The 15,108-nt window shown below is 67.1% G+C and carries 11 protein-coding genes and 2 rRNA genes (1 of these 13 only partly in view); 6 read left to right on the top strand and 7 right to left on the bottom strand.

All coding sequences use genetic code 11. From position 1 onward, the window contains the following. Positions 1-606 precede the first annotated feature (606 nt). A complete protein-coding gene (locus tag PPSIR1_RS37660; RefSeq protein ID WP_045117541.1) occupies positions 607-1,134 on the top strand; it encodes a P-loop nucleotide/nucleoside kinase family protein in 528 nt (175 codons plus the stop codon). Positions 1,135-1,463: 329 nt separating this feature from the next. On the opposite strand, the gene PPSIR1_RS37655 is transcribed toward PPSIR1_RS37660, so the two are convergent. The 3 genes from PPSIR1_RS37655 to PPSIR1_RS37645 form a co-directional block, all read right to left on the bottom strand. Then, positions 1,464-2,423, bottom strand: coding sequence for a hypothetical protein (locus PPSIR1_RS37655; protein ID WP_006976533.1), 960 nt, complete (start codon positions 2,421-2,423; stop codon positions 1,464-1,466). Between the two features lie 102 nt (positions 2,424-2,525). Next, on the bottom strand, positions 2,526-3,386 hold the full coding sequence (locus tag PPSIR1_RS37650) for a PspA/IM30 family protein (protein ID WP_006976532.1): 861 nt from the start codon (positions 3,384-3,386) through the stop codon (positions 2,526-2,528). A 4-nt stretch (positions 3,387-3,390) separates the two neighbouring features. After that, positions 3,391-3,807, bottom strand: a complete 417-nt coding sequence (locus PPSIR1_RS37645) for a type III secretion system chaperone family protein (protein WP_045117545.1) — start codon at positions 3,805-3,807, stop codon at positions 3,391-3,393. 536 nt (positions 3,808-4,343) lie between these two features. Here PPSIR1_RS37645 and uppS point away from each other — a divergent pair. Next, positions 4,344-5,168 (top strand): polyprenyl diphosphate synthase, encoded by an 825-nt coding sequence (gene uppS, locus PPSIR1_RS37640; RefSeq protein ID WP_006976530.1) that lies wholly within the window; start codon positions 4,344-4,346, stop codon positions 5,166-5,168. Between the two features lie 9 nt (positions 5,169-5,177). After that, complete coding sequence (locus PPSIR1_RS37635; protein ID WP_006976529.1) at positions 5,178-6,056, top strand: phosphatidate cytidylyltransferase; 879 nt, start codon at positions 5,178-5,180, stop codon at positions 6,054-6,056. Positions 6,057-6,081: 25 nt separating this feature from the next. Here the strand turns inward: PPSIR1_RS37635 and PPSIR1_RS37630 are convergent, their stop codons facing one another. Then, the gene (locus PPSIR1_RS37630) at positions 6,082-6,348 is read right to left on the bottom strand and encodes a hypothetical protein (RefSeq protein WP_006976528.1); all 267 of its coding nucleotides are present in this window, start codon (positions 6,346-6,348) and stop codon (positions 6,082-6,084) included. Positions 6,349-6,513: 165 nt separating this feature from the next. On the opposite strand from PPSIR1_RS37630, the gene PPSIR1_RS44995 reads away from it, so the two are divergent. Then, positions 6,514-8,475 (top strand): hypothetical protein, encoded by a 1,962-nt coding sequence (locus PPSIR1_RS44995; protein WP_006976527.1) that lies wholly within the window; start codon positions 6,514-6,516, stop codon positions 8,473-8,475. Between the two features lie 321 nt (positions 8,476-8,796). Here PPSIR1_RS44995 and PPSIR1_RS37620 read toward each other — a convergent pair whose 3' ends face one another. From PPSIR1_RS37620 to PPSIR1_RS37610, 3 genes are all read right to left on the bottom strand, one after another. Continuing rightward, positions 8,797-10,056, bottom strand: a complete 1,260-nt coding sequence (locus tag PPSIR1_RS37620; RefSeq protein WP_006976526.1) for a hypothetical protein — start codon at positions 10,054-10,056, stop codon at positions 8,797-8,799. 127 nt (positions 10,057-10,183) lie between these two features. Then, the gene (locus PPSIR1_RS37615) at positions 10,184-10,789 is read right to left on the bottom strand and encodes a TlpA family protein disulfide reductase (RefSeq protein ID WP_045117540.1); all 606 of its coding nucleotides are present in this window, start codon (positions 10,787-10,789) and stop codon (positions 10,184-10,186) included. A 32-nt stretch (positions 10,790-10,821) separates the two neighbouring features. Next, positions 10,822-12,000 carry an aspartate aminotransferase family protein gene (locus PPSIR1_RS37610; RefSeq protein WP_006976524.1) on the bottom strand — a complete coding sequence of 393 codons (1,179 nt, stop codon included), beginning with the start codon at positions 11,998-12,000 and terminating at the stop codon, positions 10,822-10,824. 717 nt (positions 12,001-12,717) lie between these two features. On the opposite strand from PPSIR1_RS37610, the gene PPSIR1_RS37605 reads away from it, so the two are divergent. After that, a 16S ribosomal RNA gene (locus PPSIR1_RS37605) occupies positions 12,718-14,245 on the top strand. A gap of 400 nt (positions 14,246-14,645) precedes the next feature. Next, a 23S ribosomal RNA gene (locus PPSIR1_RS37600) occupies positions 14,646-15,108 on the top strand; it runs 2,472 nt beyond the window's last position. Together the 16S and 23S rRNA genes form the textbook arrangement of a ribosomal RNA operon.

Here is a 15,108-nt window from a genome sequence, read left to right as displayed (position 1 = left end):
TAGGCTCGACAGCTCCAAAGAGCTAGCGCCTACCGGGCGACCGAGTACGTCAGACTCTCCGCGCACTGTCCTTTCCAGGACAGCGGGAGAATCCACGGTAGCTTTCAACTTGCACATTTCCGTGTAAGGCGTGTGTCGCTCGGAACCTCGAATCCGACTGCTACCCAAGACGGGTCTACAGACTTATTCGGGCCAAGCCGAACGGCTCATTAGTACTGGTTAGCTCCACGCGTTAACTGCTCTAAACACCCAGCGCATCAAATCCTCCCCCCGGTGCGGGCGGACCCGTCACGGGGCCCCCTCCCCATGCCCGGCCCTGTTCGGGCCGTTGGTTGTTTGGGCTGGCAGGGGCCGTTGGTTGTTTGGGCTGGCAGGGGCCGTTGGTTGCTCGGCCGGCTGTGGCCGCTGGTTGCTCGGCCGGCTGTGGCCGCTGGTTGCTCGGCCGGCTGTGGCCGCTGGTTGCTCGGCCGGCTGTGGCCGCTGGTTGCTCGGCCGGCTGTGGCCGCTGGTTGCTCGGCCGGCTGTGGCCGCTGGTTGCCCGACTGGCAGCAACCGTTGGTTGCTCGGCTTGGGTCGGTCGCCGTGGCCAGTAGCCGGACGTGCTAGATGAGGCAGGTGGGAGCCATCCATCTGCTGCTCGGCCCTGTCGGTGCGGGTAAGTCCACCCTGGCTCAGCGCCTGTGCGAAGCGCACGGCGCCGTGGCTTTCGACCTCGACGACTGGATGGTGCGGCTGTTCGCCCCCGATCGACCGGCGGCCCCCGACGCGCTCGTGCCCTGGTACACGGAGCGGGCGGAGCGTTGCGTCGAGATGATCTGGGTCGTCGCCCAGGATGTGGGGCGGACGGGGACCGACGTGGTGCTCGAGCTCGGCCTGGTCCGCGCCCTGCCGCGGCGGGCCTTCCTCGCTCAGCTCGATCGCTCGCCCTTCGACGTGACCCTGCACCTCGTCGACGCGCCCCGCGAGCGACGGCGCGAGCGCGTGGCCCGGCGCAACGCGACGCGCGGCTCGACCTTCTCCATGGCCGTCTCGCCAGAGGTGTTCGAGATGGCGAGCGACCTGTGGGAGCCGCCGACGCAGCGGGAGCTCGCCGGTCGTCGAGTGGTCCACGTCGACAACGGCGCGGAGCGCTGAGTTCTGTTCTGCCCCCACAGGCATCTGAAGACCGGGGGCGCTTCGTCGCTATCCGCTCCTCCGCTATGGCTTGGTGGGCAATGGGGTTCGTGCCTTCGAGAAGGCTGGTGGTCGCCCCCGCGGGCGGGGGCGTGGATTCGTTGACAGCCCCTGAGTCGTGGACGTGGGGCAGGGAGGGCGTGGCGTCGTCCACGACGGCTAAAATGAGTCGTGGACGTGGGGCAGGGAGGGCGTGGCGTCGTCCACGACGGCTAAAATGAGTCGTGGACGTGGGGCAGGGAGGGCGTTGCGTCGCACGACGGCTAAAATGGACAGTCCCTGAGGCCGGCTCAGCCCTCCATCTGCAGGTTCATGCGTTCGTTCATGCGCTCGAGCTGCTCGGCCTGGGAGGCGTCGCCGTGCTGGCGGACCTGGGCGATGAAGTAGCTCGCCAGCGGCCCGGGCAAGGTCGCGTCGGCGGGGATGTCCTGGCGGCGGTAGTCGTAGATGGTGCGCTGCTTCCAGGGGTTGAAGCCCCGGTCGCCCAAGGTCGCGTCGGCCTCGAGGAAGATCTGCGTGGTCGGGATGACGACGCGGGTCGGGTCCTCGCTGCGGGCGTCGACGATCCACACGGCGACGACGTGGTTGCCCGTGGGCCAAAACAGCCCCACGTGGGAGTCGCGGCTCAGGCCCAGGCGGCGGGCGAAGAAGGCGAACAGGGCGGACAGCTCGTCGCACTCGGCGATGGCGGTGGTCGGGGGCAGCTCGGGGGCGCCGCCGTCCTCGGGCCAGGCGAGCTCGAGGGCTCGCCACTGCGCCCAGATCTTCTCGGAGTTGGGCTGCTCGTTGGTGATCTTCCACTGCAGCCCCCACCAGCCGCCGTCGCGGGTGGCCTCGAAGGCCAGGCTGACCCGGACGAAGTCGAGGTAGAGGGCCTCGCTGTGCTCGAGCTCGAAGGCGGCGCGGAAGGCCTCGTAGTCCGCGCGCAGGGCCTCGGATTCGGCGAGGGCCGGGAGCTCGGCCTTCATGGCCTCGAGCAGCTCTTCGACGCTCACCTGCTCGCGGCCGGCGAAGGGCGGGGGCGGAGGCTCGGGGATCTCGACCTCGACCAGGGGCACCGGCTCGATGGTCTGGACCGGCGCGCGCTCGAGCTCGGCCCGGGCGGCGAGCATCGAGGCCTGGCTCGGGGCCACGACGGTGGGCTGGGGCGCGCTCGAGGCCTCTTCGTGCCCGCGGTGCTCGCAGCTACAGCCGGCCAGCAGGGCGAGGGCGGACAGGCGCAGGGCGTGGGTCAGCCAGGGGGAAGCCATGAACCCGAGGCAACGCCTGGTGGCGCCCTCGGGTCTGGCAGGAGATCGAAGGAGCGGAGCGACGAAGCGCCCCGGTCCCAAGCGCCTGTGGGGGCAAAGCAGTCAGCCGCCGCTGAGCTTGCGCTTGAGCTCTTCGAGCTGGGCGTCGACCTGCGCCGCCTGGGCGTCGTCGAGGTCGGGCTCGTCGCCGTCGAGACCCAGGTCCTCAGCCGTGGGGCCCGGATCGGCGTCGGCCGGCGGAGGCGTGGGCGCGTCGTTGGAGCCGATCGCCTTTTGGGCCGAGCTGCCCGTGGTCAGGGCCATCTTTTGCTTGAGGGCCTCGAGCTCGTCGTCGACGCCCGAGCCGGCCTCGAGGGCCTTGAACTGGGACTCGAGCGAGGTCTCGGGCAGGGCCCCGAGCTCCATCGAGGCCTCGGCCTCGGCCTCGAGCTGGGTGACCCGCTCGTCCATGCGCGCGAAGGTGCTGTCGTAGGAGTCGCTCGAGTTGAGCTGCGACAGGGTCTTGTTGATGGTCGCTTGGGCCTGGGCGCGCTTTTGCCGGGAGACGAGGATGTTGCGCTTGCGCTTGGCCTCTTCGATCTTCTGATCGAGGCCGCGCAGCGCCTCCTTGAGCTGCTCGACGCTCTGCTTTTGCGCCTCCCACTGCTCCTTGAAGTTGGCCGCGAGCTCGTCGTGGTCGGTCTTGCGGGCCAGGGCGGCCTTGGCGAGCTCGTCGTTGCCCGCCCGGACCGCGAGCATGGCCTTCTTCTCCCAGCTCGCGGCCTTGGCGAGCTCTTGCTCGTACTGCTTTTTGATCCGCTTCTCGTCGGCGATCGCGACGGCGACCTGCTTCTTGGCCTCGACGAGCTGCCCCTTCATGTCCACGAGGACTTGGTTGAGCATCTTCTCCGGGTCTTCAGCGCGGTTGATCAGCTCGTTGATGTTCGAGCGGATCAGGGTGCCGAGTCGTCCAAACAGTCCCATGGTCTCAGGCCTCCGGGGTCGCCGCGGCAGCGCCCAGCTGCCAGCGCGTCAAGGTGTCGAGGTGTTGGTCGAGGGCCATGGCGATGTCGTCCATGACCGCTCGGAATTCGTTCTCGTCGAGGTTCTCGGTCTCGAGCGCGCCCGAGAGCATCACGCGCTGGCCGTGCAGCGAGTAGGCCGCGTGCATCAGGTCGAAGTTGAACTCGAGCAGGGCCCGGAACAGCCCCTCGCGGTCCTCGAGGTCCTCGCGCATCACGCCGAGGGGGACCGAGAACAGCACGATCGGGTCGTCGACCTTGACCACGATCTTGGATCGTCGAGCGTTGTCGAGCTCGACGACCCAGGTGCCGTGGGCCAGGAGGTCATGGGCGGCTTCGCTGCGTAGCAGCATCATCTCGACGGTTTCGACGCTCGAACTCATGGTGGGGTGCTCGTGGGCGAGTGTGCCCTGGCCGGGGTCGGCTGGAAACGACGCGCCGCGGCGGCGCATTCCCGACTCGAGGCCAGGCCCACGGGGGTCCGCCCGTCTGCTGGTTTGCCGCGTTTGGGCGCGCTCTCGGGCCATGAAATCATGGGTGCGTCGAAGGAGCCCAAAGGCCGAATTCGAGTCTATGCTGGCGCGTGGTGGGCGGCAAGGCGCGAGGCTGCGCAGCTTGCTTCGCTCTACCTCCCCGTCCCGCCGGTCGAGGCGTGAAACCTGGCCAGGGTCCAGGGATCGGTAGATCTCTAGGTCCACCGCGCTGCCCCGTCCGTGGAAATTTCGTGCAGCCGCGGGGGCCCGTGAACGTGCGTCGCGAGCCAGGCCAATTCGTCGAAAGACCAAAAAGTCGGCTGCAGCGGTCGAAAACTCGGCCTTCACCCATCTTGCACGCCCGTGACGGGCCCGTGCATTGGCCTCGGGGCGGCCGGAGGGCGCGTGGACGAGGCTGAGACCCCGTGGTATCTGCCATCCCTCGAATGCCGAACTCGCCAAAGCGGCTGCCGCGACACGTCGGCATCATCATGGACGGCAACGGCCGGTGGGCTGCCGAGCGCGGCTTGCGGCGAGAGCAGGGCCACAGCAAGGGGGCGGACGCCGTTCGGGAGATCGTCCGCGCGAGCCGACGCATCGGCCTCGACGCCCTGACCCTCTACGCCTTCTCGAGCCAAAACTGGGCCCGCCCACCTCGGGAGGTGCTCCACCTGATGCACCTCCTGCGTCGCTACCTCATCGAGGAGCGCTCGGAGATCCTCGACAACGACATTCGCCTGGTCACCGTCGGCGAGATCGAGCGTCTGCCGCGGATGGTGCTCCGGCCCCTCGCCGAGCTCATGGAGGCTTCGGCCGACAACCGCGGCATGGTGCTGTGCCTGGCCCTGAGCTACGGCGGGCGCGAGTCCATCGCGGCGGCCACGCGGGACATCGCGCGCGCGGTCGCGCGGGGCGACCTCGACCCCGAGGCCATCGACCCCGACCTGATCGGCAGTTACATGCCTTCGAGCTCCATGCTGCCGTCCCTGGATCTGCTGATCCGCACCAGCGGCGAGCGGCGCGTGTCGAACTTCTTCCTGTGGGAGGTCGCCTACGCCGAGCTGCACTTCAGCCCGGTGTTGTGGCCAGACTTCGGCGAGACGGACCTGTGGTCGGCGCTGCGCGACTACGCCGGTCGGGAGCGCCGCTTCGGCATGACCTCGGCGCAGATCGAGGCGCGCAAGCAGGTGGCCACGCGGGACTCGGGCTTGCCGAGCATCGCCGACAGCCTGGCCGAGGTCGGCGATCCGCTGCCGGAGCCGGGTCACTAGGAGCCGGGGATGACCGATCAGCCCGATCCCGAGCAGGGCGCCGAGGCCAAGAAGATTGGCAACCTCGGCCAGCGTCTGCTGACGGCCCTCGTGGCCATCCCCCTGTTGGTCTTCTCGTTCTTCTTCGACCCGACAAACATCTCCTTCCCGTGCATCGCCGTCGCCGCGATCTTCTTCGCCGGCGACGAGTTCGTGCGCATGAGCCTGGGCGTGACGCCCGAGACCAAGGGCCGGGACCGCGCCCTCGGCCTGCGCGCGGTGTTTGGCCTCGTCAACGCCGGGGTGGTCATCGGCAACACCCTCTACGGCACCCAGACCGCGATGGCCCCCCTGTTGGCCGCTGGCGCCATCGCCCTGGCCATCGCCGTGCTGCTCCGCAAGCGCGAGCTGGCCGACGCCGGGCGCCACCTCGCCGTGGTCCTCGGCGGCCTCGTCTACGTCCCGATGCTCGCGTGCGTGTGGCCCCTGCTCAAGAAAGAGCTCGGCCCCGAGTGGCTGTTCCTGGCCGTGGCCCTCGCCTTTTCTTCGGACACGGGCGCGTACTTTGCTGGGCGAGCCTTCGGCAAGCGCAAGCTCTACGAGGCCGTGAGCCCCAAAAAGACCGTCGAGGGCTCGATCGGCGGGCTCTTGGGCGGCGTCGCGGCGATGGTCGGCATGGGGACCTTTTGGCTCGCCAAGGACATCCCCATCTTGCACGCGGTGATCTTGGGCGTGGTCGGCAGCATGCTCGGCCAGGCCGGCGACCTGGTCGAGTCGATGATCAAGCGGACCTTCGGGGTCAAGGACAGCGGGAACATCCTCCCGGGCCACGGCGGGATGCTCGACCGCGTCGACGCCCTCTTGTTCGTCGCCCCGCTGGTCTACTACTACGCGCGCTTGGTGCTCTGAGCTCCCCGCTCGAGGAGCAGGCTCGTCAGTAGTCCCTACGACCAGGGCCGAGGGCCTTGCGCTCGCCGCGGGCCTTGCCGATGTAGTAGATGCCCGCAGCCGGCAGGCCGATGATGCCGGCGACGATCAGGATCGGGAGGGCCGCCTGGACGAGGAGGACGGCACCAGCGGCCCCTGCGCCAGTTGCAGCCCCTGCGACCGCTGCGGTTCCCGTCGTGGCCTGCTTGGACTTGGCGTAGAGGTAGGTTCCACCACCAACGGCGGTTGCGAGAAGAATGAGTCCGAGGGCCATGGGGTACTCCTGCGCTGGCGCGCGTCAGTATAGACCACTTTGACCAGCGTGCCGGTTTCCAAGTCCCCGCCTTTGGGGTCCATTCCCGCGGCATGACGTTCCTCGCGTCCACCCGATCGGCGGGTCAGACTAGATCTTGGCGGCCAGTGGACGGATACTCGGCCGATGGCTGAGACCTCCACAGATTCCAAAACCAAGGCCAAGGCCAAGGGTGAGGACGCGGGGCGCAAGGGCCAGGACAGGAACGACGGCGACCGCAAGGGTCGTCGTCGGGGCAAGCGTCGCGATGGCGGCGCTGGCGGCGATGACCGCCCCCGCGAAGGCGGTCGCCGAGGTGGCGAGCGCAAGGGCAACCGGAAAAAGCGCGACCGAAACGAGCGTCGGAGCGAGCAACCGCTGACCGCGGGGCTGTTCGCCGGCGTCGCCGATCGGGAGATGCCGTGCCGGATTGCGGGCTGCGAAAAAACCTGGACCTGGTACGGCTCGCAGCAGATCCGATCCCTGGGCAAACCCCCGCCCAAGCGGATGTGTAGCGACTGTCTCGCCGAATTCGAGGGCATCGAAGACAAGCAGATCGCGTGCCGCAACTCGTGGTGCGACAAGACCTGGCTGTGGACGCGCTCGGCCCAGCTGTGGCAGCGCGAGAAGACCGACGGCCCGCTCAAGACCCCGCGGCGCCTGTGCCAGAGCTGCTTCGACGAGGAGAAGCAGACCGAGGATACGCAGGTCAGCTGCAAGATCTCGGAGTGCGACCTGACCTGGACGTGGACGCGTTCGGCTCAGCTGCGCCACCGGAGCTGGGCGCGTCGACAGATGGCCAAGGCCGAGTCGGAAGAGGCGGCGGAGGTCGGAGAGACGGCGGAGGTTCAGGCCGAGGCTGCACCCGAGCAGACCGAGGTTCGCCGGCGACGAAGCCGACGCAGGCGAGGCTCGGCCGGTGAGGTCGAAGCCAAGACCGAGGCGCCCGAGAGCGAGACCGAGACCGAGACCGAGACCGAGACTCCAGCCGGTGAGGTCGAGGCCCCGAGCGAGGCGCCCGCGGCCGAGGCTTCGAGCGAGACGCCCGCGGCCGAGGCCTCGAGCGAAGCGCCCGCGCTTGAAGCTCCGAGCGAGCCGGCGGTCGAGGCAAAGAGCGAGCCGGAGGCTCCCGAGGCAGACGCTCCCGGGGCAGACGCCGAGGCTCCCGACGCCGAGGCGGCCGAGGCAAAAGCGCCGAAGGCAGACGCGGAAGAGGCTCCCGAAGCACCAGAGACCGAGGCCAAGGAAGCCGACGCAGGCGAGGCCAAGAAGAAGCGTCGTCGCCGTCGCAAGCGTCGGCGCAAGGTCTCCGACGGGCCGCCGGAGAAGCTGTGCGAGCGCTGCATCCAGCGCCTCCAGCACCTCGGCCCCATCGACGTGCCTTGCAAGGTTCACGGCTGCGCGGACAGCTGGTCGTGGAACGGCGAGGAGCAGCTCAAGGCGTGGGCCAAGCTCGACAAGCAAGAGGGCGAGGTCACCGAGCTGCCTCGCCCGCCGCGGCGCATGTGTCGGTCCTGCGTCGACTTCGTCCGCGCGCATCCGGATCGCGCCGTGGTCTGCGGGCGTCCCGAGTGCGAGATCACGTGGATGTACAAGACCGGCGCGCAGCTCCAGGACTTCCTCGCGGGCCGGACGCAGGATCCGATCCGTCTGTGCGAGGAGTGCACGCGCAGCCAGTTCACCCTCGGCTCGGCCTCTGGGGTGCAGCTGCCCGAGGGCGCCGAGGTCATGCCCTGTCAGGTGGCCGCTTGCGAGGGCACTTGGGTCTACGTGCCGGGTATGACGCTCACGCCAAACGACGACCCGGATCAGGTGCCGCTCGATCGCATGTGTGACGCCTGCCGAGTCGAGCGCTCGGCCGAGCCCCGCGATCCGCGGAGCAGTCGCAGCGCGGCCGAGAAGCTGGTCGAGAGCACCTCGGAGTCGGGCAAGCCCGAGGCCACGAGCGAGCCGGAGGTCACGGCAGAGCCGGAGGTCACGGCAGAGCCCGAGGTCACGGCAGAGCCCGAGGCCGCGGGCGAGCCGGAGGTCACGGCAGGGCCGGAGGTCACGAGCGAGCCCGAGACGACCGAAGCCCCCGCAGAGGAGCCGAGCGCAGACGCCGACTGAGGCCAAGCTGCGCTCCCCTGGGAGCTCGCGCCCCCGCGCCGTATCGATGGGTCACGGCACGGGGGCGTGAATTTTTGGTTCGATGGAGCTCACCAACGGCGCGCAAATGCCAAACAATTGACCTGTGCCGGGGAAGGTGTGATGGTGTCGCCGCGCACGCTGCCCCCCGCTCTGTTCGGACGCTGCTCTCGCTCCTTCGCTCTCCGCTCTCGCTCCTCTCTCACTCCTCCCGCGATTTGCGTGCGCACAACATCGGGCTGACCTCCCTGTAGGGGGTCAGCCCGACGCCTTTTGTGCTCGAGGGCTCGAGGGCCCGGCGGCCTACTTATCCTTGCCGCCGCCGCCGAAGTAGTACTGCATCCCGCCGCCGAAGAAGAAGCCGTCCTTGATGCCACCGTCGATGGTGATGCCGAAGGTGTCCTTCACGATCATCCGGAAGCTGCCGTAGATGTTGATGATCGGGTAGGCGGGCCAGGTGAAGCCGTCCTCGGTGGTGCCGAAGGCCTCGAGGTCGGACAGGTCGCACTGGTCCCGGCCGCAGCTGGCGAAGCTCGAGTTCGTCGAGATCTGCCCGTTGGGCGCCATGCCGCCGTTGTCGTCGACGTCCACGCGCGCGCCGGGGTGGTTGTTCTCGTCGTAGTAGCGCGGCGTGCACTTGGTGAAGTCGGCCGTGTCCTCGAGGGTGTTGCAGGTGTCGCCGTTGACCGAGCCGGGCTCGGGCCCGAGCGGCGTCAGCAAGATGCCGTCGCCGACCAGCACGCCCACGCCGATGCCACCGCCGCCGCCGAGCTGAATCTCGACCTCGTCGTTGCGGTAGAGGGTGCCGCGGCCGGTAAAGTTGACCTCCGCGGTGAACATCCGCAGGTCGATGCGGGTGTAGTCCGCCGCGCCGATGTCACACTGGCTGCCGGGGCTGTTGTCGTTCTCGGTGCAGCTGTCGCGGTCCCACTCACCGTTGTCGAGCCACAGCGAGTCGGGCGGGTTGATGTGCAGGTAGCCGAGGTTGACGGTGACGTCGAAGGCCCGGGTGACGCGTCGGGTGTAGCCGCCGTTGAAGTAGAAGTTGCAGCCGTCGACCTTGACGAGTCCGTTTTGCTCGCCCCAGTTGCCCGGCTGGTCGCGGCACAGGGAGTTGGCGTAGCTGGCCAGGGCCGCGTTGAGGAAGTAGGAGGGGACCAGGTGGATGCCGCCGTTGATGCCGATGGCGTTGGCGTTGAAGTCACCCTTCTTGCCCGAGGCGAGCGCGTCCTCGAGGCCTTCCTCGCCCTCACCCTCTTCGGGAGCCTCGACCTCCGTGGGGTCGCCCATGGTCGGGTCGACCTCGGGCGCGGGCGGCTCCTCGGCTGCGCCATCTGCTGGAGCCGGCTCCTCTGCCGGAGCCGTGGGCTCGGCTGCGGGCGCGGGCTCTGCTGCGGGCTCTGGCGCCGGCGCGGCCCCGTCCATGGCAGGCGCGGCCGTGTCTTCGGGCGCGAGGCGGTGGAGATCCTGGGCGGTCAACTGAATGGCATAAGGGCTCGCCTCGGCGACGGCCGGGACCAGCGTGACCGTGGCGAGAGCGATCGGGACGACGAGCAAGCGCATGGCACCATGATACGCCCGCGCGGCCACCGTCCGCAAAAGCTCGCGGATTCTCGGGTCGGGTCCCGCGAGCGGCCGATTCGCTCCAGCGCGGGTGCGCGCCAGCGCGGTCAGAGCTTGGCGAGCTCAGTCAGAGCTTGGCGAGCTCGGTCCGCAGCGTCTGCTCGAGCTCGCCGAGGCAGGTCTCGTCGACGAATTCGTAGGTCGCAACGATCGTGCCTTCCCCGTCGACGACCAGGGAGAAGGGGAAGCTCGGCCGCTCGTAGGCGCCGGCCGCATCCTCGCCGCCGAGGGCGACCCGGGCCGCGAGCTTGTGCTCGTTGATGAAGGCCTCGACCGGGGCCGCGTCCTCGTCCGTGGCCACGGCGACCAGGGTCAGCCCGCTCTCGTGGTAGCGGCGGTAGAGCGCGTCGAACTTGGGCAGCTCCTCGAGGCAGGGCTTGCACCACGTCCCCCAGAAGTTCAGCAGCATCACCCGGCCGCGGTAACCCTCGGGCGCGATCGCGGCCTGGCCATCGACGCGGGCGAGGCGGAAGGGCTTGACGGGCTCGCCGAGGGCGAAGTCCTGCCGGCAGGACTTCTCCGGGATGTACGTAGGCTCGGGCAGGGCCGCGAGCTCGCCCATCGGCGTCCCGGCCTGAGAGCCTCCCGGCGAGCTCGTCGAGCCCGTCTGACAGGCGAGCCCGAGCAGCGCGAGGCCCAGGGGGAGGGCGTGGCGAACGCGAGGGAAAGCCATGGCGAGGGATGGTAGCGCAACGCGGGCGGGGGTCAGCGCGGCGTCTGGGCGCAAGCCGTTGCGATCGCGCGCCAGGCCTCGAGCAGCTCGGCCTCGCCAGCGACATAAGGAAGCAGCAGGCGCACGGTGTGTCCGCCCGGCGTCGTTGCGAGCAGCCCGGCCGCGGCGAGCGCGGGGGTGATCGCCGCGGCCCGACCCGCGTCGAGCTCACCGAGCTGCACGCCGATCATCGCCCCGAGCCCGCGCACGTCCGTGACCTCCGCGCAGGGCTCGGCCTCGGCGAGGCGCTGCAGCGTCGGCAGCTGGGCCCGAGCCGAGCCGAGCAGGCCTTCGGTCTCGATGACCTCGATGGTCGCCAGGGCGGCCGCGCAAGCCGCAGGGTTCCCGCCAAAGGTCGTCCCGTGCGTGCCCGGGCCCATGTGCTCGGCGAGCTCCGCCCGGGTCAGGCACGCGCCGATCGGGAAGCCGCCGCCCATCGCCTTGGCCAGCCACAGAATGTCCGGCCGCGGGCCGTCGCGCCCGACGATCGTCTCCCACGCCGACCAGTCCCCGGTCCGTCCAAAGCCGCACTGGATCTCGTCGACCCCGAGCAGCGCGCCGTGGCGATCGCACAGCTCCCGCGCGCCCACGAGGTAGGCCTTGCTCGCGGGCCACACCCCGCCCTCGCCCTGGATCGGCTCGACGAAGAAGGCGGCGATGCGCGGCCCGAGCTCGGCGAAGACCCCCTCGAGGGCCGCGAGGTCGCCAAAGGCCACGCGCACCACGTTCATGGTCGCAAAGCGTCCCGAGGCGTCCTCGCCCATGCAGCGCACGTAGGGCTCGCGGTACTTCGGGTTGGCCGTCAGCGCGATCGAGCCGATCGTGCGCCCGTGGAAGGCGCGCTCGCAGGTCACGACCACGTCCCGGCCCGTCGCCCGCAGCGCGAGCTTGAGCCCGGCCTCCGTCGCCTCCGTCCCGGTGTTGGCGAAGAAGCTCCGGCAGTCGTCGACGGGGAAGCGCTCGGCGAGCGCGGCGGCCAGACGCTGCTGCGGCCCGGTGGTGAAGGTGTTCGACGCCGACGCGAGCTTGCTCAGCTGCGTGGAGATCGCATCGACCCAGCGACGGTGGCCGTGGCCGAGCACTGCGCAACCAATCCCTGCGACCGCGTCCAGGTACACGCGACCTTCGCTGTCTCGGAGGCGCAGCGCGCTGCTACGGTCGGCTTCGAACACGGCCTCCTCCAGAGTGATGCCCCGTCCAGCGCCATAAGTCGGCCAGCGAAGATCCGATCCGGGATCCCCTGTGCCGGTGCCAGCTTCGATCTCGCGCGACTTCGAGCTCATGATCGCCCTTGTCGCACGGTCGCGGCGATCGGTCGTCCCGGATCCGAGTGTCTTCCGTCGAGCCCGTCGTGCGCTCGGTCCCGGACCCCACTCACACCCCGGAGCCAAACGCGCCGATCACGGCTGCGCGAGGGTTGAGAACGAAAGGTCAAAAACAAATAACTTCGTATCCGCGTTCGGCGCAGCCGTACCGTGAAGCGGCATGCTTGTGCGCCAGTGGCCGCAGAAAGCCCGAATTCGACGAGCTAGGGCGGCTCCGATTTTTTTTCCAAAAGCCCTTGACCCCAGCCGCCGGCTAGCCTAGAGATCCCAGCCCCGGCACCGGAGACGCCCAAGCGGAACACGCAACGGCGACCCCCGGAACGGATGACGCTCCCTGAAAACTGAAGAGCAGGAACACGGACCACGAGACGCTAGGTCCGAGTGGTAGGCGCCAGGCGCGCGAGCGCTACGCCGAAACTCGAGACCGTCCGCGGGATTGTCAGTCAGCAATGATTGACGAACCCCGTCGCACGAACATCCGTTCGTGACGACATTCCAAAAATGCGAGTCGTCGGAGACGACGGCTCGAAGAGCAACCGGCAATCGGTAGCTCGAGCACAAATCAAACTGGAGAGTTTGATCCTGGCTCAGAGCGAACGTTTGCGGCGGGCCTAACACATGCAAGTCGAACGAGAAGCCCTTCGGGGTGGAAAGTGGCGCACGGGTGCGTAACACGTGGATAACCAACCCCCCAGTTTGGGACAACACCGGGAAACTGGTGCTAATACCAGATGTGTCGCGGGAGTCGTCAGGCTCCCTCGAGAAAGGCACGCAAGGGTCGCTGGGGGACGGGTCCGCGTCCCATCAGCTAGTTGGTGAGGTAATGGCTCACCAAGGCTAAGACGGGTAGCTGGTCTGAGAGGATGATCAGCCACACTGGAACTGAGACACGGTCCAGACTCCTACGGGAGGCAGCAGTGGGGAATATTGCGCAATGGGCGAAAGCCTGACGCAGCCACGCCGCGTGAGCGATGAAGGTTTTCGGATCGTAAAGCTCTGTGGAGGGAGAAGAATAAAGTCAGTGAAGAGCTGGCCTTGACGGTATCCCTTTAGCAAGCACCGGCTAACTCCGTGCCAGCAGCCGCGGTAATACGGAGGGTGCAAACGTTGCTCGGAATCATTGGGCGTAAAGCGCGCGTAGGCGGCTTGGCAAGTTGGATGTGAAAGCCCTGGGCTCAACCCAGGAAGTGCATCCAAAACTGCCTGGCTTGAATCTCGGAGGGGTCAGGAATTCTCGGTGTAGAGGTGAAATTCGTAGATATCGGGAGGACACAGTGGCGAAGCGCTGACCTGGACGATGATTGACGCTGAGGTGCGAAAGCATGGGGAGCGAACAGGATTAGATACCCTGGTAGTCCATGCCGTAAACGATGAGTGCTAGGCGCCGGCGGATGACCCCGTCGGTGCCGAAGCTAACGCGTTAAGCACTCCGCCTGGGGAGTACGGTCGCAAGACTAAAACTCAAAGGAATTGACGGGGGCCCGCACAAGCGGTGGAGCATGTGGTTTAATTCGACGCAACGCGCAGAACCTTACCTGGGTTAAGTCCACGAGAATCCGGCCCAAAAGCTGGAGTGCCCTTCGGGGAATTCGTGCGAAGGTGCTGCATGGCTGTCGTCAGCTCGTGTCGTGAGATGTTGGGTTAAGTCCCGCAACGAGCGCAACCCCTGCCGTCTGTTGCCATCATTTAGTTGGGAACTCAGACGGTACTGCCGGCCTAAACCGGAGGAAGGTGGGGATGACGTCAAGTCCTCATGGCCCTCATGCCCAGGGCTACACACGTGCTACAATGGTTGGTACAAAGAGTCGCTAGCCCGCGAGGGGACGCTAACCTCAAAAAACCAATCTCAGTTCGGATTGGAGTCTGCAACTCGACTCCATGAAGCTGGAATCGCTAGTAATCGGAGATCAGCACGCTCCGGTGAATACGTTCCCGGGCCTTGTACACACCGCCCGTCACACCATGGGAGTCGATTGCTCCAGAAGTGGGTAGCCTAACCTTCGGGAGGGCGCTTACCAAGGAGTGATCGGTGACTGGGGTGAAGTCGTAACAAGGTATCCCTACCGGAAGGTGGGGATGGATCACCTCCTTTCTAGGAGATGCTCGGACCTCGAGTTCGAGCAAATCATAGGTCAAACCCGCGGACATTTAGCAAGTCTCTTGGTCCCCCTACTCTTCAGTCTTCAGGGGTGTTCATCCACCTGGATGTTCCCTGAAAACGAAATAGACGAACAAGACCACCGGAAGATCGTCGAATCGCGCTCCCTGTAAAAGGGGAAACGCGAGGAGACAATCAAACCGAGTAGCACATTTCCGTCGATGCAGCAGAGGCTGCATCCGCAAAGAGTCTCAAACAAAAAGGGACTCGAGCAACAAAGTAAGGTTCGTGGTGACGAAAGGAACCTCGGATCCGACTCATCTGAAGACGGGTTTACGAAAAAGACTTGCCCTCTGGAAGGCCGAGCGAGAGCTCGGACCAGAAGGAGAGGCAGGGTCAAGCTACAAAGGGCACACGGCGGATGCCTTGGCATCAGGAGGCGATGAAGGACGTGGATACCTGCGAAAAGTTACGGGGAGCTGGACTCGAGCGTCGATCCGTAAATATCCGAATGGGGAAACCCAGTGAGCGTCATGGCTCACTATCTCATGCTGAATACATAGGCATGTGAGGCCAACGGGGGGAACTGAAACATCTAAGTACCCCCAGGAAAGGACATCAACAGAGACTCCGTAAGTAGCGGCGAGCGAACGCGGACTAGCCCAAACCATCCGGGCAACCGGATGGGGTTGTGGGGTTCCAACGTGGGACCGTGGAGGTTAGCAGAACGGCTTGGGAAGGCCGGCCAAAGAGGGTGACAGCCCCGTATGCGAAAGCCAAGACGGCCCTAGGAGTACCCCGAGTAGGACGAGGCACGTGGAATCTCGTCTGAAGCTGGGAGGACCATCTTCCAAGGC

Source organism: Plesiocystis pacifica SIR-1, from assembly GCF_000170895.1.
GTDB lineage: Bacteria > Myxococcota_A > Polyangia > Nannocystales > Nannocystaceae > Plesiocystis > Plesiocystis pacifica.
This window is presented reverse-complemented; position numbering and strand designations above follow the sequence as displayed.

Coding starts and splice junctions, on each gene's coding strand:
- PPSIR1_RS37660 (WP_045117541.1), top strand. CDS start 607: ATGAGGCAGGTGGGAGCCATCCATCTGCTGCTCGGCCCTGTCGGTGCG.
- PPSIR1_RS37655 (WP_006976533.1), bottom strand. CDS start 2,423: ATGGCTTCCCCCTGGCTGACCCACGCCCTGCGCCTGTCCGCCCTCGCC.
- PPSIR1_RS37650 (WP_006976532.1), bottom strand. CDS start 3,386: ATGGGACTGTTTGGACGACTCGGCACCCTGATCCGCTCGAACATCAAC.
- PPSIR1_RS37645 (WP_045117545.1), bottom strand. CDS start 3,807: ATGAGTTCGAGCGTCGAAACCGTCGAGATGATGCTGCTACGCAGCGAA.
- uppS (WP_006976530.1), top strand. CDS start 4,344: ATGCCGAACTCGCCAAAGCGGCTGCCGCGACACGTCGGCATCATCATG.
- PPSIR1_RS37635 (WP_006976529.1), top strand. CDS start 5,178: ATGACCGATCAGCCCGATCCCGAGCAGGGCGCCGAGGCCAAGAAGATT.
- PPSIR1_RS37630 (WP_006976528.1), bottom strand. CDS start 6,348: ATGGCCCTCGGACTCATTCTTCTCGCAACCGCCGTTGGTGGTGGAACC.
- PPSIR1_RS44995 (WP_006976527.1), top strand. CDS start 6,514: ATGGCTGAGACCTCCACAGATTCCAAAACCAAGGCCAAGGCCAAGGGT.
- PPSIR1_RS37620 (WP_006976526.1), bottom strand. CDS start 10,056: ATGCGCTTGCTCGTCGTCCCGATCGCTCTCGCCACGGTCACGCTGGTC.
- PPSIR1_RS37615 (WP_045117540.1), bottom strand. CDS start 10,789: ATGGCTTTCCCTCGCGTTCGCCACGCCCTCCCCCTGGGCCTCGCGCTG.